Consider the following 24,243-nt stretch of genomic DNA (forward strand, 5'->3'; position numbering starts at 1 on the left):
CGAGGGCCAAATGCTTGACACCCCGTCCCCGGGACGGCAGCGTCCGGCGCATGAGCCGCAGAATCACCCGTGCCACAGCCAGCGCAGCCCTCGTGGCACTGACCCTCGGCGCGTGCGCGCCGTCGGCGGACAGCCCCGAGCCCGGCGCGGCACCGGGCCAGGGGTGCGACGGCGACGCCGTGGCCCTCGACGTCTGGTCCTGGCGCACCGAGGACGTGAAGACCTACGACCGGATCTTCGACGTCTTCGAGGAGGCCAACCCCTGCATCACGGTGAACTTCCAGGCCCACCTCAACACCGAGTACGACCAGATCCTGCGTACCGGCCTGACCGGCTCGGACGGCCCCGACATCGCGCAGGTGCGGTCCTACGGCCTGCTCCAGCCGCTCGTCGAGGGCGGCAACCTGGAGCCGCTGGACGACGTGGTCCCGGCGCTCGGCGAGTTCGACGACGCCGCGCTGGACGGCGCGCGCGGCCGCGAGGACGGCGCCGTGTACGGCGTCCCGCTGGCCACCCAGACCATCCAGGTCTGGTACAACACCGCGATCTTCGAGGAGAACGGGCTCGAGGAGCCCGAGACCTGGGACGACTTCGTGGCGCTGAACGACACGCTCCTGGAGGCGGACGTGACGCCGCTCGCCGTCGGCGCGCGCGACGGCTGGTTCGTGCCCACGGTGCACGACGCCCTCACGGCCGCGCAGTACGGCGGCGCCGACTTCCAGCAGGCGCTGCGCGACGGCGAGACCGACTTCACCGACCCCGCCTACGTGGACTCGATCCAGACCCTGAAGGACCTGCAGCAGTACATGCCCGACGACGTGACCGGCGTGGCGTACACGGACGCGCAGGTGCTGTTCACGTCGGGCCAGGCCGCGATGTTCGCCGGCGGCTCGTACGAGCAGGCCTTCTTCCAGGAGGCGAACCCGGACCTCGAGCTCGGCGTGTTCCAGGTGCCGCCGCCACCCGGCTCGGCCCTCGACCACCCGGTCACGCCGGGGTACGCGGACGGCAACTGGGGCCTGTCGGCGACCACGCAGCACCGCGCGGAGTCCGAGACGCTGCTGACCTGGCTGGCCACGCCGGAGTTCGGGCAGCTCGTGGCCGACGAGCTCAAGCAGTTCTCGCCGATCCCCGGCGTCGAGTACGCCGACCCGCTCCAGCAGGAGATGTGGGACCTGTACCAGGAGAACCCGGCGCCGTACCTGCTGCTGGTCGACTACCGCTACGGCGACCCGGTCGGCACCGACCTCATGGGCGAGGCCGGGCAGAAGCTGTTCCTCGGCGACACCGACGCCGCGGGTGCCGCGGACATCGTCCAGGACGGGCTGTCGGCCTGGTGGACGCCGGGCGAGTGAGCCGCCGTCGTACCGCGGCGCTGCCCACGCCCGTCGCCCTGCTCTTCCTGCTGCCCGCCGCCGCGCTGTTCGCCGTCTTCGTGCTGTACCCGATGGCGACGGCGCTGACGTACTCCCTGTTCTCGTGGCGCGGCACCGCGCAGGAGGAGTTCGTCGGCGCGGCCAACTTCGTCGCGCTGTTCACCACCGAGCCGTACCGCAGCCAGCTCCCGCGCGCGTTCGGGCACAACGCGCTGCTGTTCGCCGGCGCCATGGTGGCGCAGAACACCGTCGGTCTGCTGCTGGCGTACGTGCTGCACCAGCGCGCGCGGTTCCGCCGCCTGTTCCAGGTGCTGTTCACCATGCCGTACCTGGTGTCGCCGCTCGTGGTCGGCTACCTGTGGTCGCTGCTGCTCTCGCCCCTGTTCGGGCCGGTGAACGCGCTGCTGCGCGCCGTCGGGCTGGACGCGGTGGCCCAGCCCTGGCTGGGCGACCCGGACACCGCCCTGTGGGTGGTCGTGCTGGTCACGGCATGGCAGTGGGTGGGGTTCCCGCTGCTGGTCTACGGCGCCGCGCTCGGTGCGCTCGACCCGAGCACCCAGGAGGCCGCGATGCTCGACGGCGCGAGCTCCGCCCAGCGGTTCTGGCACGTCACGCTGCCGCTGCTGACGCCCGTGATCGGCACCGTCAGCGTGCTCACGTTCATCTTCTCCATGGAGGCGTTCCCGATCCCGTACGCGCTGGGCGGGTCGAGCGGCAGCCCGGCCGGAGCGACCGACGTCATGTCGCTCCTCTTCTACCGGACCGCGTTCCACTCCGGGGCGTCCAACGCGATCGGCGTCTCGTCGGCGGTCGCCATCGTGCTGTTCCTCGTCATCGTCGGGGTGTCCGTCGCGTTCACGCGCTGGTTCCGCGGCGTCGAGCGGAGGCTGACGTGAGGCGGCCCGGCCCGGTGCTGAACCGGGTGGTGGTGAACGTCGTGCTCTGGGGCTACGCGGTCGTGGCCCTCGTGCCGCTGCTGGTCATGGTCTGGAACTCGGTCCGGTCCGACCAGGAGCTCGTCTCCGAGCCGCTGGGGCTGCCGCACGCGCCGTCGTTCGACGCCTACCGCGCGGCCTGGGTGGAGGCGTCCTTCTCCACCTACTTCCTCAACTCGGTGCTGGTCACCGTGGCGTCCGTGGCGCTGTCGACGGCGGTCTCGCTGCTGGCGGCGTACGCGCTGGCCCGGTCGCGCTCGCGGCTCATGGCCGTGATCGAGCAGGTGTTCGTCTCCGGCCTCATGATGCCCGTGTTCCTCATGATCGTGCCGATCTTCTACCTGCTCGACACGATCGGTCTCGCCTCGACCCGGACCGGCCTGATCCTGGTCTACGCCGCGGTGTCCGTCCCGTTCTCGGTGTTCGTGCTGGCCACCTTCCTGCGCCAGCTCCCCGACGAGCTGGAGGACGCCGCGCGGATCGACGGCGCGGGCCCGCTGCGCACGTTCTGGTCGGTGCTGCTGCCGCTCGTGCGGCCCGCCGTCGCCACGGTGGTGGTCTTCCGCTTCGTGCCCATCTGGAACGACTTCTTCTACCCGCTGATCCTGGTGCGCGACCGGGCGAGCTACACGCTGCCCGTGGGACTGACCACGTTCTTCGGGGAGTACCAGACCTCGTGGTCCACGCTGTTCGCCGGGCTGGTCATCGCGACGCTGCCGCTCGTGGTGCTGTTCCTGGTCGCGACGCGGCAGATCGTGGCGGGGCTCACGGCCGGGATGGGGCGGTGAGCTCCGTTCGGCTCCCGTGGCCATGAGGCGTACCATTGACGGGTTGCCCGTGCGCCTGCCGCACACGCTGTCAGCGAGCAGCTGCAACTGAGTTGAGCATCCCCGCGCCACCCGGGAGTCAGTACGCCGGCGTGCGCGCACCCCCGACATTCTGGAGACCATCGAAGTGAAGAGCGCCGTCGAGACCTTGGAGCCCACCAAGGTCAAGCTGACCGTCGAGGTGGACTACGACGAGCTCAAGCCGAGCATCGATCACGCCTACGAGCACATCGCGGACCAGGTGAACGTCCCGGGCTTCCGCAAGGGCAAGGTGCCCCCGCGCATCATCGAGCAGCGGGTCGGCTGGGCCGCCGTGATCGAGCACGCCGTGAACGACGGGCTCTCCGGCTTCTACCAGCAGGCGCTCGGCGAGACCGAGCTGCGCCCGCTCGCCCAGCCCGAGGTGGACGTCACCGAGATCCCGGCCAAGGCCGGCGAGGGCCAGCTGAAGTTCACCGCCGAGGTCGAGGTCCGCCCCGAGATCGAGCTCCCCGAGCTGTCGGACGTCGACCTGACCGTCGACTCCACGACCGTCACCGACGAGGACGTCGCCGAGCGCCTCGAGGCGCTGCGCGAGCGCTTCGGCACCCTGGTGGGCGTCGACCGCCCGGCCGTCGAGGGCGACTACGTCGTCATCGACCTCAAGGCCGTCATCGGCGACGAGGAGGTCGACTCCGTGTCGGGCGTCTCGTACCAGATCGGCTCCGGCAACATGCTCGAGGGCCTCGACGAGGCGCTCACGGGCCTGTCGGCGGGCGAGACCACCACGTTCAAGGCGCCGCTCGCGGGCGGCGACCACGAGGGCGAAGAGGCCGACGTCACCGTCACCGCCACGTCCGTCAAGCAGCGCGACCTGCCCGAGGTGGACGACGACTTCGCCCAGCTCGCCTCCGAGTTCGACACCATCGACGAGCTCAAGGAGGACCTGAAGACCCAGGTCGCCGGCATCAAGACCTCCAACCAGGCCGTCACCGCGCGCGACGCCCTCATGGAGAAGCTGCTGGAGACCGTCGAGGTCCCCGTGCCGACCGGCGTGGTCGAGGCCGAGGTGCACCGTCACCTGGAGTCCGAGAACCGCCTCGAGGACGACACGCACCGCGAGGAGGTCCGCGAGGACGCCACCAAGGCGATCAAGAACCAGATCCTGCTCGACACCCTCGCCGAGAAGCTCAAGGTCCAGGTGAGCCAGGGCGAGCTCGTCGAGTACCTGGTGAGCGCCTCGCAGCAGTACGGCATGGAGCCGGGCGAGTTCATCAAGACGCTCGAGCAGGGCGGTCAGATCCCGGCCATGGTCGGCGAGGTCGCGCGCTCCAAGGCGCTCGCGGTCGCGCTGCGCCAGATCGAGGTCAAGGACGCCGAGGGCAACGTCGTCGACCTGAGCGAGTTCATCGGCTCGGACGAGGCCGACGAGGCCCAGGCCGCGCTCGCGGACGCCGTCGCCCAGGCGCAGGACGCGGACGCCGCCGAGGGCGCCGACGCCGAGGCCTCGGAGCCCGCGAAGGCCTGACCCGGACCCCGCCGCGCGCGGCCCCGGGACGACGTCGGACGGCGGTCCGCACCCCCTCCGAGGGGGTGCGGACCGCCGTCTGCGTCCCGGCCGCCTTCGCCCTGGGCAGCACCGGTGCGCTGTAGGCGAAACGGTCGCCGGATCGGGAGTTCTGGCGGGCAGCGGCACGTTAGGGTCGAGCGACACGACGTCTTAGGACGTGGTCCACAGACGAGAGTCAGAACCGAGGAGATGGACGTGAACGATCTGCTGCGGATGGATGCTGGGCCGGTAGCGCGGGCGGAGGGTGCTGGCTTCGGGCTCAACGACTCCATCTACAACCGGCTGCTCAAGGAGCGCATCATCTGGCTGGGGTCGGAGGTGCGCGACGAGAACGCGAACGCGATCAGCGCGCAGATGATGCTTCTCGCGGCCGAGGACCCCGACAAGGACATCTGGCTGTACATCAACTCGCCGGGCGGCTCGATCACCGCCGGCATGGCGATCTACGACACGATGCAGTTCATCAAGCCGGACGTGGCCACGGTCGCGATGGGGATGGCGGCATCGATGGGCCAGTTCCTGCTGTCGTCGGGAACCAAGGGCAAGCGCTACATCACGCCGCACGCCCGGGTGCTCATGCACCAGCCGTCCGGTGGCGTCGGCGGTACCGCCACGGACGTCCGGATCGGCGCGCAGCTCATCATGCACATGAAGAAGGTGCTCGCCGAGCTGACCGCCGAGCAGACCGGGCAGACCGTCGAGACGATCATGAAGGACAACGACCGGGACAACTGGTTCACGGCCACTGAGGCGCTGGAGTACGGCTTCGTCGACCACGTCGTCGAGACCGCGGCGCTGGCCGGCGGCGGCGGTATGGCCAGCTGACCGTCCCCCCGACACGTACACCAGACTTTCTCAGAGGAGACCCACCGTGAGTCCTGAAGCCCAGTTCGTCGCAGCAGCAGAGCGCCTCGCCGGCGTGCGCGCCCAGTCGGGTGCGGGGCTGCCCTACGGCGCCGCCGGCGCGATGCCGTCCGCCCGCTACGTGCTCCCGCAGTTCGAGGAGCGCACCGCGTACGGTTTCAAGCGCCAGGACCCGTACACCAAGCTGTTCGAGGACCGCATCATCTTCCTGGGGGTCCAGGTCGACGACGCGTCCGCGGACGACGTCATGGCCCAGCTCCTGGTCCTCGAGACCCAGGACCCGGACCGCGACGTGATGATGTACATCAACTCGCCGGGTGGCTCGTTCACGGCCATGACGGCGTTGTACGACACCATGCAGTTCATCAAGCCGCAGATCCAGACGGTGGTGCTGGGCCAGGCGGCGTCGGCCGCTGCCGTGCTGCTCGCGGCCGGCCAGCCGGGCAAGCGTCTGGCGCTGCCCAACTCGCGCGTGCTGATCCACCAGCCCGCGATGGAGGGCGGCGGCTACGCGCAGGCCTCCGACATCGAGATCCACGCCAACGAGCTCATCCGCATGCGCGAGTGGCTCGAGCTGACTCTCGCGACCCACAGCGGCAAGTCGGTCGAGGAGGTCCGCGAGGACATCGAGCGCGACAAGATCCTCACGGCCGAGCAGGCGAAGGACTACGGCCTGGTCGACGAGGTGCTCCAGTCGCGCAAGCCGGTCACGGTCGTCACGAACTGACGTCCGCGGCCGCCTGTCGAGGCCGGCGGACGCCGGGGCAGCTCCACCAGCAGTGGTTGGACGCGGGCCCCGGCGTCGGGCATTGTGGGACCTGCTGCATACTTCATGACAAAATTGTCATGAAGTGGTGAAAGTCGGCTCGACGACCCGCCGGGTCGCCGGGCTGACAACAGGCCACGGGTGGTGTGGAATGGATCTGAGACCGCTCGACGTTGCGGATCTGCTGGGTCAACCGGCCTGTGCGGGACTCCGTGAGGGTGCACAAGGCGAGGAGACAGGTAGTGGTGCGAATCGGTGACGGCGCGGAGCTGCTGAAGTGCAACTTCTGCGGCAAGTCGCAGAAGCAGGTGAAGAAGCTGATCGCCGGTCCGGGCGTCTACATCTGCGACGAGTGCATCGAGCTCTGCAACGAGATCATCGAGGAAGAGCTCGGTGAGGCGGCCGAGCTCGGCCTGACGGAGCTGCCCAAGCCGCGCGAGATCTTCGACTTCCTCGAGCAGTACATCATCGGCCAGGACCCGGCCAAGCGTGCGCTGGCGGTGGCTGTCTACAACCACTACAAGCGCATCCAGGCGGGCGAGGCCGGCCGGTCGATCAGCCCGGACGACCAGGACGCGGTCGAGATCGCGAAGTCCAACATCCTGCTGATCGGCCCCACGGGCACCGGCAAGACCTACCTCGCGCAGACGCTCGCCAAGATGCTGAACGTGCCGTTCGCCATCGCCGACGCGACAGCGCTCACCGAGGCGGGCTACGTGGGCGAGGACGTGGAGAACATCCTCCTCAAGCTCATCCAGGCGGCCGACTACGACGTCAAGAAGGCCGAGACGGGCATCATCTACATCGACGAGGTCGACAAGGTGGCCCGCAAGGCGGAGAACCCGTCGATCACGCGGGACGTCTCCGGCGAGGGCGTGCAGCAGGCGCTCCTGAAGATCATCGAGGGCACCACGGCCTCGGTGCCGCCGCAGGGCGGGCGCAAGCACCCGCACCAGGAGTTCATCCAGATCGACACGACGAACGTGCTGTTCATCGTGGCCGGCGCGTTCGCCGGCCTGGACGACATCGTCGCCGCCCGCTCCCGCAAGCGCGGCATCGGCTTCAGCGCCCCGATGGAGTCCATCGCCCGCGACGAGGACCTGTTCGCCGAGGTGCGGCCGGAGGACCTGCAGAAGTACGGCCTGATCCCCGAGTTCATCGGGCGCCTGCCCGTCATCGCCTCGGTCTCGCCGCTGGACCGTGACGCGCTGGTCCGGATCCTCACGGAGCCGAAGAACGCGCTCGTGAAGCAGTACAAGCGGATGTTCGAGATCGACGGTGTGGAGCTCGAGTTCGACGAGCCGGCCGTCGAGGCGATCGCCGAGCAGGCCCTGCTGCGGGGCACCGGGGCGCGCGGCCTGCGAGCGATCATGGAAGAGGTGCTCCAGCAGGTCATGTTCGACGTGCCGAGCCGCGACGACGTCGAGCGCGTGGTCATCACGCGCGACGTGGTGCTCGACAACGTGAACCCGACGGTCGTCCCGCGCAAGAGCCCGGTCCGCGGCCGCCAGCCCCGAGAGAAGAGCGCGTAGCCCCCCGCCGAGATAGAACCGTGGCGAGGTAGAACTGTGGCGAGATAGAACGGGGGCCGGAGCGCTGATCAGCGCTCCGGCCCCCGTTCTATCTCGCCACAGTTCTACCTCGGCTGAAGCGTGTTCGCCGCCGGGGCGGCCGCGCCGTAGAGGGTGTCGATGGTGTCCGCGAAGTCGGCCAGCACCTGGGCACGCTTCACCTTGATCGACGGCGTGAGGTAGCCGTTCGCCTCGGTGAAGTCGATGTCGAGCACGGTGATCTTGCGGATCGACTCGGCCTTGGACACCGCCTCGTTGGCCACCGCGGCCGCCTTGTCGAGCTCCGCCAGGACCGTCGGGTGCACGCGAGCCTCCTCGACGGACAGCGCGGGCAGGCCGTTCGCCGCGCACCAGCCGGGCAGCATCTCGGCGTCGAGCGTCACGAGCGCGCCGATGAACGGCCGCTGGTCGCCTACGACCACGACCTGGCTGACGAGCGGGTGGGCGCGCATCCGGTCCTCGAGCACCGCCGGGGCGACGTTCTTGCCGCCCGCGGTCACGATGATCTCCTTCTTGCGCCCCGTGATGTGCAGGTGCCCGTGCTCGTCCAGGCGCCCGAGGTCACCCGTGCGGAACCAGCCGTCGACGAGCACCTCGGCGGTGAGCTCGGGCTGGTTGCGGTAGCCCCGGAAGATGTGGGGCCCGCGCAGGAGCACCTCGCCGTCGTCGGCGATGGAGATGTCGGTGCCGAAGAAAGCGGGCCCCACGGAGCCGATCACGATCTGGCCGGGCCGGTTGACCGACGTCGGCGCCGTGGACTCCGTGAGCCCGTAGCCCTCCAGGATGGTCACGCACGAGCCGCGGAAGAAGTGACCCAGGCGCTCGCCCAGGGGCGCCCCGCCGGAGACGGCCCACCGGAGCTGACCGCCCATGGTGGCCTTGAGCTTGGCGTAGACGAGGCGGTCCGCGATCGCGTGCCGCACCTTGAGGCCCACCCCCGGGCCGGACGGCGTGTCCAGGGCACGCGACCAGGCCTCGGCGGTCCGGGCGGCCCACGCGAAGATCGTGGCCTTGAGGCCCGACGACGCCTTCTGCTCGGCGCTGTTGTACACCTTCTCGAACACGCGCGGCACGGCCAGGAGGTAGGTGGGCCGGAACGAGCCGAGGTCGCCCACGAGGTTCTTGATGTCCGGGGCGTGGCCCAGCACCGCGTTGCCCGCGACGGTCGCCACCTCGACGAAGCGCGCGAACACGTGCGCCAGCGGCAGGAACAGGAGCGTGCGGGCGCCCGGCGCCTGCAGCACCTCCGGGATGCCGACGGCGGAGTTCATCGTCAGGTGCGCGAAGTTGCCGTGCGTGAGCTCGACGCCCTTGGGCCGGCCGGTCGAGCCGGAGGTGTAGATCACGGTCGCGAGGTCGTCGCGGCGGACGGCGGTGCGGCGCTCGCCCACGATGCCGGCGGAGATGCCCGCACCCGCCGTGCGAAGGGCTGCCAGGGCGCCGTCGTCGAGCACGAGCACGTCCTCCAGGCCGGGCAGGGAGTGGCGCACCTGCTGGACCGTCGCGGCGTGCGCGGCGGTCTCGACGACGGCGAGCCGGACGTCGGCGTCCGACAGGATCCACTGCACCTGCTCGGCGGACGAGGTCTCGTAGACGGGTACGGCCACGGCGCCGGCGGCCCAGATCGAGAAGTCGAGCAGCGTCCACTCGTAGCGTGTGCGCGACATGATGGCGACGCGGTCGCCGGGCTCGATGCCGCGGGCGACGAGGCCGCGCGCGACGGCGAGCACCTCGTCCTCGAACCGGCGAGCGCTCACCTCGATCCACGGGCCGTCGGCACTGTCGCGCCGTTCGATGAGCGTCTCGTCCCCGGTGCGGGCCACGCGGTCCGCGAGGATGGTGTTGATGCTGGTGCCTTCGGGCACCTCCACCAAGGCCGGCGACGAGACGAGTGTCATCTGCTGCTCTCCGTTGAAGTCATTGAAGGTGTGAGCCGAAGTTCATGGCCTTCACCAAGTTGCGTGCCTGCTCGGCAGACTGTAGCCGATCGGCGTCTCAGGTCGGAACAGCCTTCGTCGGGGGACGGTCGAGGAGGGTTAGTGTCTACCTGTGTCTGACAACGAACCGACCGGCGCTCCGGTGCCCCCCGAGATGCCGTCCGAGATCATCCGGCTGCGCGGGAGCATCGACAACATCGACGCGGCGCTGGTCTATCTGCTGGCGGAGCGGTTCCGGGTCACGCGGCGGGTCGGCGAGCTCAAGGCGGTGGGCGGCCTGCCCCCGGCCGACCCCTCGCGCGAGCAGGAGCAGATCGCGCGGCTGACCCGGATCGCCGAGGAGTCGGGCCTGGACCCCGACTTCGCCGAGCAGTTCCGTCAGTTCATCGTGAGCGAGGTGATCCGCCACCACGAGCTGATCGCCGCGCAGCACAAGGGGGACAACCTGCCCGAGGTCGACACCTACGCTTGAAGGTGAAGCCCCCTTGGTGCAACTTTGCCCGCTCTTGAATGCGGGTCGACGCCGAGGCGTGGAAATTCGGTGCGCAGGTCACAACCATTTCCGGCACAAGGGTGGCGCGCGCCCGAGATCCGTCGTTTCCTGGAGGGGATGTCGGGGCGAGGGCGTGCGGCAGGGCATGTCCTCGACCTCGGCGGAGACGCGGAGGTTCGAATGAAGATCGACTGGCTCAAGCCCCTCCTCGGCCACCAGGGTCCGTTCGCGACCCTGCACCTCGACGCCACGCCGTCGGAGCAGGCCGCCGAACGCGACGTCGAGGGCCGGTGGAACGCCGCCCGCAGGGAGCTGGCGCAGCAGGGTGCCACCCCTGCCGTGCTGGACGCGATCGCCGAGGTGGTGCTGCGACCCACGAGGGTCCCGGGCCCGCACGGCCGGGTCGTGATCGCCGACGAGTCGGGCGTGCTCGTGGACCGGGTGGTGAGCAATCCGCCCACGGGGACGACGTGCTCCTGGGCCCAGGTGCCGGCGCTGCTGCAGGCCGCGCTGGCCGCCGACGAGTCGGTCGAGCTGCTCAAGGTGGCGGTGGACCGTGCGGGCGCGGACTTCGCGCGCGTCGGCCCCGAGGGCAAGGTGCACAGCACCTTCCAGGCGCCCCACGACGAGATCGAGAAGACGGGGTCCCCGGGGACGAAGCGGGCCAGGATCGAGTCGCGCGCGGAGGACTCGTGGGCGCGCAACGCTGCGGCCATCGCGGCGGAGATCGAGCGCCACGTGTCCGAGACCCGGCCGGAGCTGGTGCTGCTCACCGGGGACGTGCGGGCCGTGTCGCTCACCCGCGGGGCGCTGACGGCGCCGACCGCCGAGATGGTCGTGGAGGTGCCCGGCGGCGGGCGCGCGGGCGGCGTGAACGAGAGCGCGTTCGCCGAGCGCGTGGGGGAGGCGCTCGACTCCTACCGCGAACGACGGCGTGAGCGCGTGCTGGCGGAGCTGCGTCAGGAGCTGGGTCGCGAGTCGAACGCGGTGACCTCGGTGGACGACGTCGTCGCGGTGCTGGCGCGCGGCCAGGTCAAGGACCTGGTGCTCGCCGAGGAGTACGGCACCGGCGCGGCGACGAACGGGCGCAAGCTCTGGATCGGCCCCGACCCCAAGCACATCGCCGCGTACCGCTCGGACCTCGAGGACCTCGGCGTGACCGAGGGCCTGGAGGAGCTGCCGGCGTCGGTGGCCCTGGTGCGTGCGGCGGTGGGGCAGGACGCCGGCCTCACGTTCGCCCCCGAGGGGTCGGTGGGGCTCATCGACGGCGTCGCGGCCACGCTCCGGTGGCGCGACGACGGCACGCCGACGGAGGCGCTCGCGAGCATGTCGGGCGACGACCGCAGGCTCTCCTGACGGCCGCTTGTTAAATCGGCGTCAATTGTCGGCCAGCCGCGCGCGGTGAAAAGCCCCCAGAACGGACAGCGAATCGGCTGGTATTTCCGTTTTACCGCGTATGAGACTTTGTTGCATCGAAATGTGTCCGGTTTGCCCATACACACGGAAACGCATTATCGGTACGGTCTCGGGCCATGGGGATGATTCATTGTGAGTACGCGCGGCTGGCCGCCGACGACTTCGACAAGGCACGGACCGACCTGACCTGGGCGCTGGAGCACATCGACGAGCTCGCCGGGGAATGGGTGCAGAAAGACCTCCCGGTGCAGGAGGCGCGATACTTCAGCATCGGCACGGTGTGGGGCCCGCTCCACACCGTGCTGCGGGTGCATGGCGAAATGCCCGTCGACCCGGTCCAGGGCGGTGTCGAGCTGGGGCCCGCGGACGGGATCACGCCCGTGCGGTACCTCAGCCCCCAGGATGTGGCGAAGGCTGCCGCGTTCCTGGTCGGCACGTCGTTCGACACGCTGGCGCCGCTGGCCGACGCCCGGCACGTCTGCGACGAGGACGTCTGCCCGGACCCGGCCGAGCACACCGCCGAGACCGACGCCGAGCGGCTCGGCAAGGCCTACGGGGAGCTGACGGCGTTCTACGGCGCGGCGGCCGAGGCCGGCGACGCCGTGGTGCTGATGCTCAACTGACCCCGCCGAGGTAGAACCGTGGCGAGATAGAACTACGGCGAAGTAGAACCGTGGCGAGGTAGAACGGGGGCGGAGGTGCTGATCAGCACCTCCGCCCCCGTTCTACCTCGCCCCAGTTCTACTTCGCCACGGTTCTACTTCGGCGAGGGGGTCAGCCCTTGTTGCGCGGCGGGGCCTCACCCAGCTCGCTGGAGGTCACCACCATGCCGCCCTGGACCGCCGGGTCGCCCTGACCGTCGGCCGCGGCCACGAGGCCGAGCGTGCCGGTGACGCGTCCAGCGGCCTTGACGTCCTCGACCGCGGTCTCGACCGCGGCCAGCGACGCGGCAGGCACGGCCAGCTCCGCCGCGAGGATCGGCGTGCGCATCGACGCCTTGGCCTCGGACTTCACCTTGCGCAGCGCTGCCAGGGCGTGGCCGGCCGCGGCGAGGTCCGCCGGGTCGGCGTCGCCGCCGGCCGCGCGCAGGGGCTCGGCCACGGGCCACGGCGCGCGGTGCACCGAGCCCTCGCGCCACCAGGACCAGACCTCCTCCGTGGCGAACGGGAGGTAGGGCGCCAGCAGGCGGAGCATGGTGTCCAGCGCGATCGCCAGCGCCGTCCGCGCCGAGGCAGTATCGGCGGAGACCTCCGCGGCGTCGGCACCCGCACCGTAGGCACGGTCCTTGACGAGCTCGAGATAGTCGTCGCAGAACGTCCAGAAGAACGTCTCCGTGAGCTCCAGCGCGCGGGTGTGGTCGTACGTCTCGAGCGCGGCCGTGGCCTGCTCGACCACACCCGCCAGCCCGGCGAGCATCGACCGGTCCAGGGCGACCGTGACCGCCGCCGGGTCGAGCGCGATCTCGCTGCCCGCTCCGCCGCCGAACGACAGCGCGAACTTCGAGGCGTTGAGGACCTTGATCGCCAGGCGGCGACCGATCTTCATCTGGCCCACCTCGAACGCCGCGTCCGTGCCCAGACGGGCCGACGCCGCCCAGTACCGCACCGCGTCGGAGCCGTGCTCGACGAGCAGGTCCATGGGCGTGACCACGTTGCCCTTGGACTTCGACATCTTCTTGCGGTCCGGGTCCAGGATCCAGCCGCTGATCGTCGCGTTCTTCCAGGGCAGCACCTTGTTCTCCAGGTGCGAGCGCACCACGGTGGAGAACAGCCAGGTACGGATGATGTCCTGGCCCTGCGGGCGCAGGTCCATCGGGTAGACGCGCTCGAACAGGTCCGGGTCGCGCTCCCAGCCGGAGACGATCTGCGGCGTCAGCGACGACGTGGCCCACGTGTCCATGACGTCGGCGTCCCCGACGAAACCGCCGGCCTGGCCGCGCTGGTCCTCCGTGTACCCGGCGGGCGCCTGCGACGTCGGGTCGACCGGCAGCGACGCCTCGTCGGGCACGATCGGGTTGTCGTAGTCGACCTCGCCGTCGGCGCCCACGGGGTACCACAGCGGGATCGCGACGCCGAAGAACCGCTGGCGGCTCACCAGCCAGTCGCCGTTCAGGCCGTTCACCCAGTTCTCGTACCGCACCCGCATGAAGTCGGGGTGGAAGTCGAGCTCCTTGCCCCGGCCCAGCAGCTCCTCCCGGAGCGCCTCGTCCCGGCCGCCGTTGCGGATGTACCACTGGCGCGAGGTCACGATCTCGAGGGGCTTGTCGCCCTTCTCGAAGAAGTTGGCCTTGCGCTGCGTGGGCACAGGCTCGGTGGGCATGTCGCCCGACGCCGTCAGCGCCTCCACGATCGCCTTGCGGGCGCTGAACGTGGTCTTGCCCGCCACCTCGGCCTCGAACAGCTCCACGCCCGGACCGCCCGCGAGCCACTCCGGCACCTCGCGGGTGATGCGGCCGTCGCGGTTGATGATCGAGCGCGTCGGCAGCTGCAGCTCGCGCCACCACTGCACGTCGGTCAGGTCGCCGAAGGTGCAGCACATCGCGATGCCCGCGCCCTTGTCCGGCTCGGCCAGGTGGTGCGCGAGCACCGGGACCTCGACGCCGAACAGCGGCGACGTCACCGTGGTGCCGAACAGGTGCTGGTAGCGCTCGTCGTCCGGGTGCGCGATGAGGGCGACCACCGCGGGGATCAGCTCCGGGCGCGTGGTCTCGATGTAGACGGGCTCGCCGTCCGCCCGGTGGAACGCGACCTTGTGGAAGTGCCCCGGGTAGTCCCGGGCCTCCAGCTCGGCCTGCGCCACGGCGGTCTGGAACGTGACGTCCCAGAGGCCCGGGGCCTCGGCCTGGTACGCCTCACCGCGACGCAGGTTGCGCACGAACGCACGCTGCGCCGTGGCCCGCGACGAGTCGCCGATGGTCTGGTACGTCTGCGCCCAGTCCACCGAGATGCCGAGGCGCCGCCACAGCTCCTCGAACTGCTTCTCGTCCTCGGCCGTGAGGCGCTCGCAGAGCTCGACGAAGTTGCGTCGGCTGACGGGCACCTGGTCGGCGGCCTTGACGTTCTTGTCCGTGCCCTCGAACGGCGGCGTGAAGTCCGGGTCGTAGGGCAGCGACAGGTCAACGCGCACGCCGTAGTAGTTCTGCACGCGGCGCTCGGTGGGCAGGCCGTTGTCGTCCCAGCCCATGGGGTAGAAGACCTCGAGGCCGCGCATGCGCTTGTAGCGCGCCACGATGTCGGTGTGCGTGTAGCTGAACACGTGCCCCACGTGCAGGGAGCCCGAGGCCGTGGGCGGCGGGGTGTCGATCGAGTAGATCTCGTCGCGCGTGCGCGTGCGGTCGAACGCGAAGGTGCGCTCGGCCGTCCAGCGCTCGTCGAACTTGGTCTCCAGACCGTCCGTGCTGACCTTGTCCGGTACCTCCTTGACCACCGCGCGTACGACGTCGGTGCCCGGTACCGCGGGCGCGGCGGGGATCGGTGTCGTCTCGTGTGCGGGTGTGGTCGCTGCCGGGTCCGTCGGCCCGGAGGAGGAGGGAATGCTCATGCGCACCAGTGTCCCAGATCCGGGCAAGCCGAGAGCACGTCGTCCACAGGCGCGGCCGGGGACGAGGCGGCCTGTCAGCCGGCCAGGTGGGACCACCGCGGGGCCAGATCGTGCCATGGTCCGACGGCGGCCACGCGCCCGCCGTCGAGCACCACCACGCGGTCGGCCACGGCGAGGGTCGCGGCGCGCGACGTCGTGCCCAGCACGGTGGTGCCTGTCGCGCGCAGCCCCGCCCACACCTCCGCCTCGGTGACGGCGTCGAGGGCGGAGGACACGTCGTCCACGAGGAGCAGGTCGGAGCCCGTGGCCAGGGCCCGGGCCAGACCGAGGCGCTGCACCTGACCGCCCGACAGCCGCAGGCCGCGGTGGCCGACCAGGGTGCCGGTGCCGCCCGCCTCCGCCACGTCGCGCTCCAGCCCGGCCGACCGCAGCGGCTCCTCGACGGGCCGGTCGTGGTCGAGGCGCACGTTGTCCGCGAGCGAGCCCGACACGACGTGCGGCACCTGCGCCACGTGCGCCACCCGGGGCGGGCGCAGGAAGGTCTCCGGGTCGTCGACAGCGGCGCCGTTCCACGCGATCCGGCCGTCGGTGTCGACGAGCCCGGACAGCGCTCCGAGCAACGACGACTTGCCGGCGCCGACCTGCCCGACGACCAGCACCAGCTCGCCGCGGCGGACGGTGAGGTCGACGTCCGCCACACCCACGGTGCCGTCGTCGTGGACCGCGGTCAGGCCGTCGAGCCGCAGCTCACGGAGCGCTCCTGCGTCCTCCTGCGCGGCGAACGGCGTGCCGCCGTCCGGGATCGCCGTGCCCGCGAACAGGTCGACGTCGCGGGGGACGTCCGCCAGCCGCGCCGTGCCGGCGTAGCGGGCGCTGACGTCGACCCAGCGCCGGGCGGTCGCCCCGCTCGTGACCAGCTGCCCCAGCCCGTACCCGATCCAGCTGAAGGTGCCGATCGAGGTGCTGACCAGGAGCGTCGTGGCCAGCGACCACGTACCGCCGAGGTGCAGGGCCCAGGCCAGGACCGTCGCCGCCCGGCTCAGCACGGACGGCGCGAGCCCGACCAGGAACCCGGTGCGTTCCTCCCGCAGCGACGCCTCGACACGACGGCCGTCCACCCGGGCGACCTGACCGAGCACGCCTTCGGCTGCCGCCGCGAGCTTGACGGTGCGCACGGCGTCCAGGGCGGAGCCGAGGAGCCGGCCCAGCTCGGCCGCGGCGTCGCCCGCCCGGCGGGCGGCGGCCGCGACGTAGCGGCTGCCCAGCACCTGGGTCGCGAACATCACCGCCGCCATCGTGAGCCCGATCGCGCCCGCCAGGAGGCTGTCGCTGAGCACGACGAGCAGCGCCAGGGTGAACGGCGCCGTGAGCAGCTCGCGCCACGCCTGGCTGTGGCCCGTGAGGCGGTACTCCTCCTGGGCCCGGGCCGTGATCTCGCCGGGGGCGTCGCGCACGGTGCGGCGCTGGGCCGTCTGCCCGCGCAGCAGGGCCAGCCGCACGCGCAGACGTGAGTCGGCCCACCAGCGCGCACTGGTACGCCGCACGGTGAGCGGCAGCAGGGTGTTGGCCGCGATCGCCACGAGGATGGCGACCGCCGGGAGCCAGGGTGCGCCGCCCTGCTCGAGGCCGACGACGAGCGACGCCCACAGCCAGCCGACCAGCAGGCCGCTGGAGGTCAGGTAGTCACCCACCTCCCAGACGACGGCGGGCAGCACCAGCCCGGCGGGCCGGGCGCGCAGCGTGCTCCACACGGCCCGTGCCAGGGCCCGGCGCGGGAGTGCCGCACGCTGCCGCGCGGGGCCGGGTCCCGTGCGGCCCGGGCCGGTGGACGTGCCGCTCCCGCCGTCCGTCCCGCCGTCCGTCCCGCCGCGCGGCAGGCGGTCGGCGTCCGGCCCGCCTCTCGGCGGACCGTCGGTGCCTGGCCCGTGCGTCCGGTCGAAGTGTGCGGCCGCGCCCGCCGGCACCGTGCCGGCGTCGCCGGGCCCCGCTGCCGCCAGCAGCCGGGCGAAGTGCCCCTCCGACGCCGCCAGGTGGTCCCACGGGCCGTGCTCCACGAGGCGGCCCCCATCCAGCACCGCGACGGCGTCGGCGTGCCGGGCCGTCGCGAGCCGGTGTGCCACGACCACCGCGGTGCGCCCGGCCAGGAGCGTCCGGGCGGCGCGCGTGACCCGCTCCGCGGTGGCCGGGTCCATCCGCGCGGTCGCCTCGTCGAGCACGACCACCTCGACGTCGCGCACGAGCAGCCGCGCGAACGCGACGAGCTGTTCCTCGCCCGCCGACAGCGTGACGCCGTCGGGGCCCAGGCGGGTGTCGAGGCCCTCGGGGAGCGACGCGACCCACGCGGTCAGGCCGAGGGCGTCCATCGCACGCTCGACCCGGGCGCGGGGGACGGGCGCCCAGAGGGTGACGTTGTCGGCCAGCGACGCGGCCAGGATCTCGGTGCGCTGCCCGACGACGCCCACGCGGCTGCGCAGCTCGCCGACGTCGAAAGTGGTGACGTCCCGCCCGCGCAGGAACACCGTGCCGGTGGGCGGCTCGACCGCCCGCGACAGCACCTTGGTGAGCGTCGTCTTGCCCGATCCCGTGCGTCCCACCAGGGCGCACGTGCTGCCCGCCGGGACCGTCAGGGACAGCGGGCCGAGCGTGAAACCCTCGCCGTAGGCGAAGCGCAGGTCACGCAGCTCGAGGTCGACGCCCACCCTGGCGCCGGACGCGCTCGTGGCCAGGTCGGCGGCCCGGGGGAAGGGGTCGCCGCCGGTGGCCTCTTGGCGTGCGCCCAGCAGGTCCCGGACCCGGTGGAACGTGCCGATCGCCTCCTCGACACGCGGCAGGAGCGCGCCCAGCACGTCGACGCGGCCCACGAACCCGGTGACCAGCAACCACAGCGTGACCAGGCGCGCCACGTCGAGCGCGCCCCCGGTGACCGCCCACACCCCGCCCACCAGGACCGCGCCCACCAGGGCGTCCAGCGGTAGCTCCGTGCGGAGCCGGACGCGGGAGAACGTGACGGACCACTGCTCCCGGAGCCGGATCTGCCGCGCGGCGAGCTCGGCGTACCGGCGCAGCACATACCGCTGGCCGTGGGCGGTGCGCAGGTCGTCCCGGGCCGCCACGGCCTCCTCGAACTGTGCCATGTGCTCCGAGCCCGCCTCCGCGCTGCGTCGGCTGAGGTCGCGCAACGGGCGGGCGGACCGCCGCGCCAGGGCCAGCACGACGGCCGCCACCACCGGGAACGCGATCCACGCCGGCCACCACACGAGGCCCGCGGTCACCCAGCCGACGACGAGGCTGATCCCCGCCTGGCCGAGCGTGATGCCGATGCCGCTGATCGCCCGGGTGAGCCGCTCGGGATCGCCGTTCACCCGGTCGAGCAGCTCGCCCACCGCCTGCTCCTCCAGCTCCGGCAGGGGCTGCCCCAGGGCCGCGGCGGCGAGGTCCGCGCGCAGGACCGCCTCCGCGCGGGCCGTCGCACGCTGCACCACGAGCCACGTCACGGCGTCCAGCACGACGACCGTGGCGCTCACCACCGCGAGCACCACCAGCGTGTCCCGGGTCGGGTGCGCCGCCATCCGGCCCGTCACGACCGCCGCGTACGCCGAGGCCCCGGCGGCCAGCAGCGCGGCCGGGACCGCGACGGCGGCAACCCGCAGCGCACGACGGCGCCACACGGAGCGGCGTCCGGCGCGGCGTGGCACGGTCCGGCGTCTCGGCCGGGGCAGGAGGGGAGGCACGGCACGACCCTGCCACCCGCCACTGACATCCACCCCCGTCCGGCCTCGACCAGGCCCGACGCGTGCCGGCGATGCCGTGTCGGTGGTCGCGCGTACCGTGGCGGCCATGACCACGTACCGAGAGCTCGCACCGCCCGCCGGCCTGCTGCCGGTCGTGGCGTGCCTGTGGGAGCACCAGGTGGCGCCGGGCGGGGAGCAACGGATCATCCCCGACGGCTGCGTGGACCTCGTCCGGCTCGACGGCGAGCTGGTGGTCGTCGGCGCCGACACGGGCCCGGTGGTCGCCCGGTCGGGAACGGCACCGGCGTCGCGCACCAGTGGGATCCGGTTGCGCCCGGGTGCCGCCGGCGCCGTCCTCGGCCTCCCCGCGGCCGAGGTGCGCGACCGGCGGGTGCCGCTCGCCGAGGTGTGGCCCGACGTCGCCCCCGCCCTCGCGGAGGCGCTCGCCGCGGCGGGCCCGGCAGGCAGGCTGGACCTCCTGGCGCGGGCGGTGCTGCGCCGGCGGGCGGAACGCGACGGCCTCGTGGCCGCCGCCGCGCGACGGCTCGGCGCGCCCGGCGCCCGGATCTCGGCTGTCGCCGCCGAGCTCGGCGTGAGCGAGCGCCACCTGCACCGGCGCACCGTGGACGCCGTCGGGTACGGGCCCAAGACGCTCGGCCGGGTGGCCCGCCTGCGCCGCCTCGTCGGACTCGGCAGGACGTCGCCGCTCGCGGAGCGCGCCCTCACCGCCGGCTACGCCAGCCAGGCGCACATGTCGGACGAGGTGCGCCGGCTCACCGGGCTCACCCCCGTCCGATTCCTGGAAGACGCCACCCTGACCGCCGCCTAACGTCACCGACATGGGCACGGACACGAGCACAGACAGGACCGCAGACATGACCGGACCGACGACGATCGACCTCGCGGCCGCCCGCCGGTTCCTCTACGACGACGCCCGACTCCTGGAGCGGCACCGCGTCGCCGTGCTGTTCGACGGTGCCCCGGCCGCCCCTGTCCTGGACGCCCTGCGTCCCTACCGGAACGACGACGGCGGCTGGGGGCACGCCCTCGAACCCGACCTGCGCGGCCCCGACAGCCAGGTCTCCGGTGCCCTGTCCGCGCTGGAGGTGCTCGCGGAGCTGGGCCCTGGCACCGGTCCCGAGGTCCAGGCCCTGGCCCGCGAGACCGCAGACTGGCTGTCCTCCGTCAGCCTCCCCGACGGCCGCGTACCGCACGTGCTGCCCACCGCGGCCGGGTACCCCGCGGCCCCGTGGATGGTGCCCAACGACGGCGGGATGCTCACCTTCGGCATCGCCGCCCACCTGTGGGAGCTCGGCGTGGAGCACCCGTGGCTCGACGCCGCCACCGCGTGGTGCTGGCGACAGCTCGACGGCGAGGCCATGGTGGGCGGCTACACGGTCCACTTCGCGGTCGCGTTCCTCGACGCGGTGCCCGAACCGGACCGCGCGGCCGCCGCCGTCGAACGGCTCCGCCCCGCCCTGCGCGCGGACGGCACCATCCCGGTGGACGGCGGGCAGGACGGCGAGGTCCTGCGGCCGCTGACCATCTCCCCCCGTCCCGGCACCCCCAGCCGCGCCCTGTACACCACGGCGCAGATCGCCGTGGAGCTGGACCGGCTCGAGCACGAGCAGCTCGACGACGGCGGCTGGGAGTTCGACTTCCTGCACTGGTCGCCCGGTCAGACCGTCGACTGGCGCGGCATCGTCACCCTCGGGGCCCTGGCGGCGCTCCGGCGGCACGGACGTCTCTGACCCGTCCGTGCGCCGGGCCGTAGGCTGTCCCGCGTGGTGACCATCGGTTATGCCGCGATGCTCGAACAGTTCGCGCCCCGCGAGGCCGTCGAGCTCGCGGCGCTCGCGGAGGCGCACGGCTTCTCCGGCGTCATGGCCGCCGACCACTTCCAGCCGTGGACGCCGCAGCAGGGGCAGGCGGGGTTCGTCTGGAACGTGCTCGCGGCCGCCGCCGAGCACACGACCGGTGACCTGGGGCCCGTGACCGCCCCGACCTTCCGGTGGCACCCGGCCGTCGTGGCGCAGGCCTCGGCGACCCTCGCGGCGATGAACCCGGGCCGGCACTGGCTCGGCGTCGGCTCGGGGGAGGCGCTCAACGAGCACGTGGTCGGCGGGTACTGGCCCGAGGCGGCCGAACGCATCAACCGCATGTTCGAGGCCGTCGAGATCATCCGGAAGCTGTTCACCGGGTCTCTCGCGGGCCGGGACGTGAAGCATGCGGGCACCTACTTCCGGCTGGAGTCCACGCGGCTGTGGACCATGCCCGAGGTGGCGCCCGAGATCCTGGTCGCGACGGCGGGACCCGTCACCGCGCGCCGTGCGGGCCGCACCGCGGACGGGCTGATCACGCAGGCGGCCCCGCCCGAGCGGATGGCGGCGCTGCTCACCCGGTTCGCGGACGGCGCGAAGGAGTCGGGCCGCGACCCGGCGACCATGCCGAAGGCGTTGCAGCTGCACCTGTCCTGGGCGCCGACGCACGAGGAGGCGGTGGCCAACGCCCTCACCGAGTGGCCGGTGGGCGGCATGCGGTTCCCGCGGTCCGACATCCGCTCGCCGCACGACTTCGCGCAGCTCGCCCGGATGGTGCGCCCCGAGGACTTCGAGGGACGGCTGCTCGTCTCGGCGGACCCGGACGAGCACCGTGCGTCGATCCAGCGCTACGTCGACCTCGGCTTCGACCGCATCTACCTGCACAACGTGGGCCGCAACCAGCGCGCGTGGATCGAGACCTTCGGACGCGAGGTGCTGCCCGCGCTGGTGCGGTAGGAGGAGGGTCCGCCGGCTCAGCGGCCGGCGGCCCAGTGCCAGCCGTAGCCCTGTCCGTGCCGGATCTCGACGGCGGCCAGGGGGCCGACGTCGGGCAGCGTGATCGTGACGGTGACCGTCGAGGGGTCCGTGAGGTGCCCCTGGCTCCAGAACGTGTCCCAGTCGGTGGCCGACGCGGCGGTGGCCTGCGCGACCGTCCCGTCCTGCCCGACCGCGTAGACGTCCAGCCACTCGCGCGGCGTCGGGGTGCCGTAGGACGAGGTGCCCGCCTGGTCGCACGAGATGGTCAGCACCGCCTGCGGCCCCTGGACCGCGGCCACCGAGGCGATCCAGCAGGAGTCGTCGCCGAGCCGTCGCGCGGAACCCTGGGGCCACGGGGACGAGGCGCTCCCGTCCGGGTCGGCCGCGGGTGCGCCGTCGCTCGCCCCGGTGGTCTCCTTCGGCTCGGGGGACGCACCGGGATCCTCCGGCGTGTCGCCCGGGCCACTGTTCGTGCCGCTGGTCGCCGCCTGCTCCCCGCCGCCGCGCGGGTCGTCCCCGAGCGAGTCCCAGAGGCCGGCGGCCGCGCCGCCCAGGACGACGGTCGCCACGACCGCGGAGACCAGCACCGCGCGGGCGCGGCGCGGGCGACGTCGTGCCGGTGCCCCGGACCGTGGGTAGGGGAGCAGGCCGGGCCCTGCGACGGGCAGCGTCGCGAGCGCCGACTGGTCGGGCACGCCGAGCGAGCGCAGGATCGCGTCCAGCGACGGGCGCTGCTCCGGGTCCTTGACGAGGCAGGCGTCGAGGAAGGGCCGCAGGTAGGCGGGCGCGTCGTCGTACGACGGGTCGTGCGCCGAGACGCGGTACAGCACGACGGCGGGGTGGTCGCCCTCGTACAGGTGGTGGCCGGTCGCGGCGTAGTACGCCAGGGCGCCGAGCGCCCAGACGTCGGCGGCCGACGTCGCCCGGCTGCCCGCCGCCTGCTCGGGCGCCATGTACATCGGCGTGCCGACGGGCTGCCCGGTCATCGTCACGCGCGTCGCGTCGGTCGTGGCGACCACACCCAGGTCGATCAGCCGCGGGCCGTCGGGCCCGAGGATCACGTTGCCGGGCTTGACGTCGCGGTGCACCAGGTCGGCGCGGTGGATCGCCCGGAGCGCCTCGGCGACGCCCCGGACCAGCTCCAGGACGTCGCGCTCGGCCAGCGGCCCGTCGGTGGCCACCGACTGGGAGAGGGTCGGGCCCGCGACGTACTCGGTGGCGAGCCAGGGCAGCTCGGCCTCGGGGTCGGCGTCGACCAGGTTGGCGATGTGGCGGCTGCGTACCGTGGCGACGGCCCGGACCTCTCGCCGGAAGCGGGCGCGGAACTCGTCGTCGTGCAGCTGGGCGCCCCGGATCAGCTTGACGGCGACCTTGCGGCCGCGGCGTCCGGTGGCGAGGTAGACGTCACCCATGCCACCGCTGCCCAGCCGGGCCCGGACGCGGAACGGGCCGATCGTGCGCGGTTCTCCGGAGCGCAGTGCCGCAGGTTCGGGCATCGACGCGGTCCGCCGGGGCGGATCCTGCAACACGGACGTTCCCCCTGTCGGTCACGGTCGGCACGGTCGGATCGTGTTAACCGGACATATTCGGATTCTGCGCCCAAAACGATATCGCACGGGCCAGCGCCTGCGCTGTAGAAAGATGGACCCGTGGAACGACTCAGCGTCTGGGCCCCTGACGGCCTGCCCGAGATCACCCCGGGCGACGACCTCGGCGGGCTCGTCGCCGACCTCCTGACCGGGCTCGACGAGCAGGACCGGCCGCAGGACGGCGACGTCGTCGTCGTGACCTCCAAGATCGTGTCCAAGGCCGAGGGCCGGGTGGTGGCCGCCGCCGACCGCGAGGAGGCGATCACGTCCGAGACGGTGCGGGTCGTGGCCCGGCGCGAGCGGCCCGGGCAGCCGCCGCTGCGGATCGTCGAGAACAAGCTCGGCCTCGTGATGGCCGCGGCGGGGGTGGACGCGAGCAACACCCCGGAGGGGACGGTGCTGCTGCTGCCCGTCGACCCGGACGCGTCGGCCCGGACGATCCGCGCGGCGCTCACCCAGCGGCTCGGCCTGCGGCGGATCGGCGTCGTCGTCACGGACACCGCCGGCCGGCCCTGGCGCGACGCGCTGGTGGACATCGCGATCGGCTGCGCGGGCATCGCACCCACCGACGACCTGCGCGGCAGCGCCGACAGCCACGGACGCCCGCTCAACGTGACCGTCACCGCGGTGGTGGACGAGATCGCCGCGGCGTCCGAGCTGGTCCGGGGCAAGTCGAGCGGGCGGGCGGTCGCCGTCGTCCGCGGCATGGGTCACCACGTGACCGACGACGACGGCCCGGGCGCCCGCGTGCTGGTACGGGGCAGCGCCGACGACCTGTTCCGGGAGGGATCGGCCGAGGCCTACGCCCGCGGGCTGTCGGACGGCCGCGCGGCGCGGGACTGACGCCCGCC

General features: G+C 72.5%; 18 protein-coding genes. 14 read left to right on the forward strand and 4 right to left on the reverse strand.

Features of this window, described 5'->3' with window-relative positions:
* The first annotated feature begins 50 nt into the window (after positions 1-50).
* From APR03_RS05460 to clpX, 7 genes are all read left to right on the forward strand, one after another.
* Positions 51-1,355, forward strand: a complete 1,305-nt coding sequence (locus APR03_RS05460) for an ABC transporter substrate-binding protein (RefSeq protein ID WP_253833517.1) — start codon at positions 51-53, stop codon at positions 1,353-1,355.
* Positions 1,352-2,272 (forward strand): carbohydrate ABC transporter permease, encoded by a 921-nt coding sequence (locus APR03_RS05465; protein WP_253833519.1) that lies wholly within the window; start codon positions 1,352-1,354, stop codon positions 2,270-2,272. The genes APR03_RS05460 and APR03_RS05465 overlap by 4 nt, the downstream gene beginning before the upstream one ends.
* A complete protein-coding gene (locus APR03_RS05470; RefSeq protein WP_253833521.1) occupies positions 2,269-3,099 on the forward strand; it encodes a carbohydrate ABC transporter permease in 831 nt (276 codons plus the stop codon). The genes APR03_RS05465 and APR03_RS05470 overlap by 4 nt, the downstream gene beginning before the upstream one ends.
* Positions 3,100-3,265: 166 nt before the next feature.
* Entirely contained in the window at positions 3,266-4,645 is a 1,380-nt protein-coding gene (gene tig / locus APR03_RS05475) for a trigger factor (RefSeq protein WP_253833523.1), read from the forward strand.
* 231 nt (positions 4,646-4,876) lie between these two features.
* The gene (locus tag APR03_RS05480) at positions 4,877-5,512 is read left to right on the forward strand and encodes an ATP-dependent Clp protease proteolytic subunit (RefSeq protein WP_275977173.1); all 636 of its coding nucleotides are present in this window, start codon (positions 4,877-4,879) and stop codon (positions 5,510-5,512) included.
* A gap of 46 nt (positions 5,513-5,558) precedes the next feature.
* Positions 5,559-6,278 carry an ATP-dependent Clp protease proteolytic subunit gene (locus tag APR03_RS05485; RefSeq protein WP_308216442.1) on the forward strand — a complete coding sequence of 240 codons (720 nt, stop codon included), beginning with the start codon at positions 5,559-5,561 and terminating at the stop codon, positions 6,276-6,278.
* A gap of 281 nt (positions 6,279-6,559) precedes the next feature.
* Positions 6,560-7,849, forward strand: coding sequence for an ATP-dependent Clp protease ATP-binding subunit ClpX (gene clpX, locus APR03_RS05490; RefSeq protein ID WP_253833525.1), 1,290 nt, complete (start codon positions 6,560-6,562; stop codon positions 7,847-7,849).
* Between the two features lie 104 nt (positions 7,850-7,953).
* Here the strand turns inward: clpX and APR03_RS05495 are convergent, their stop codons facing one another.
* Complete coding sequence (locus tag APR03_RS05495) at positions 7,954-9,786, reverse strand: AMP-dependent synthetase/ligase (RefSeq protein ID WP_253833527.1); 1,833 nt, start codon at positions 9,784-9,786, stop codon at positions 7,954-7,956.
* A gap of 193 nt (positions 9,787-9,979) precedes the next feature.
* Between APR03_RS05495 and APR03_RS05500 the strand changes: the two genes are divergently transcribed.
* The 3 genes from APR03_RS05500 (at position 9,980) to APR03_RS05510 (ending at position 12,357) form a co-directional block, all read left to right on the forward strand.
* Positions 9,980-10,297 (forward strand): chorismate mutase, encoded by a 318-nt coding sequence (locus APR03_RS05500; RefSeq protein WP_253834031.1) that lies wholly within the window; start codon positions 9,980-9,982, stop codon positions 10,295-10,297.
* A 201-nt stretch (positions 10,298-10,498) separates the two neighbouring features.
* Complete coding sequence (locus tag APR03_RS05505) at positions 10,499-11,674, forward strand: baeRF2 domain-containing protein (RefSeq protein WP_253833528.1); 1,176 nt, start codon at positions 10,499-10,501, stop codon at positions 11,672-11,674.
* Between the two features lie 182 nt (positions 11,675-11,856).
* Positions 11,857-12,357, forward strand: a complete 501-nt coding sequence (locus APR03_RS05510) for a DUF1877 family protein (protein WP_253833530.1) — start codon at positions 11,857-11,859, stop codon at positions 12,355-12,357.
* Positions 12,358-12,508: 151 nt separating this feature from the next.
* On the opposite strand, the gene valS is transcribed toward APR03_RS05510, so the two are convergent.
* Both valS and APR03_RS05520 read right to left on the reverse strand, forming a co-directional pair.
* Entirely contained in the window at positions 12,509-15,274 is a 2,766-nt protein-coding gene (gene valS, locus APR03_RS05515; RefSeq protein WP_253833532.1) for a valine--tRNA ligase, read from the reverse strand.
* Between the two features lie 74 nt (positions 15,275-15,348).
* Positions 15,349-18,969, reverse strand: a complete 3,621-nt coding sequence (locus APR03_RS05520) for an ATP-binding cassette domain-containing protein (RefSeq protein WP_253833534.1) — start codon at positions 18,967-18,969, stop codon at positions 15,349-15,351.
* A gap of 142 nt (positions 18,970-19,111) precedes the next feature.
* On the opposite strand from APR03_RS05520, the gene APR03_RS05525 reads away from it, so the two are divergent.
* The 3 genes from APR03_RS05525 to APR03_RS05535 are packed head-to-tail and all read left to right on the forward strand — an operon-like array spanning position 19,112 to position 21,782.
* The gene (locus tag APR03_RS05525; protein WP_253833535.1) at positions 19,112-19,834 is read left to right on the forward strand and encodes a DUF6597 domain-containing transcriptional factor; all 723 of its coding nucleotides are present in this window, start codon (positions 19,112-19,114) and stop codon (positions 19,832-19,834) included.
* Between the two features lie 46 nt (positions 19,835-19,880).
* Positions 19,881-20,756, forward strand: a complete 876-nt coding sequence (locus tag APR03_RS05530) for a hypothetical protein (RefSeq protein ID WP_253833536.1) — start codon at positions 19,881-19,883, stop codon at positions 20,754-20,756.
* A gap of 33 nt (positions 20,757-20,789) precedes the next feature.
* Positions 20,790-21,782 (forward strand): TIGR03557 family F420-dependent LLM class oxidoreductase, encoded by a 993-nt coding sequence (locus APR03_RS05535; RefSeq protein ID WP_308216444.1) that lies wholly within the window; start codon positions 20,790-20,792, stop codon positions 21,780-21,782.
* A 17-nt stretch (positions 21,783-21,799) separates the two neighbouring features.
* On the opposite strand, the gene APR03_RS05540 is transcribed toward APR03_RS05535, so the two are convergent.
* Positions 21,800-23,299, reverse strand: a complete 1,500-nt coding sequence (locus APR03_RS05540) for a serine/threonine-protein kinase (RefSeq protein ID WP_253833537.1) — start codon at positions 23,297-23,299, stop codon at positions 21,800-21,802.
* A 153-nt stretch (positions 23,300-23,452) separates the two neighbouring features.
* On the opposite strand from APR03_RS05540, the gene cofE reads away from it, so the two are divergent.
* Entirely contained in the window at positions 23,453-24,235 is a 783-nt protein-coding gene (gene cofE, locus APR03_RS05545) for a coenzyme F420-0:L-glutamate ligase (RefSeq protein ID WP_253833538.1), read from the forward strand.
* Positions 24,236-24,243 lie beyond the last annotated feature (8 nt).

Source organism: Promicromonospora thailandica, from assembly GCF_024171955.1.
GTDB classification, from domain to species: Bacteria; Actinomycetota; Actinomycetes; order Actinomycetales; family Cellulomonadaceae; genus Promicromonospora; species Promicromonospora thailandica.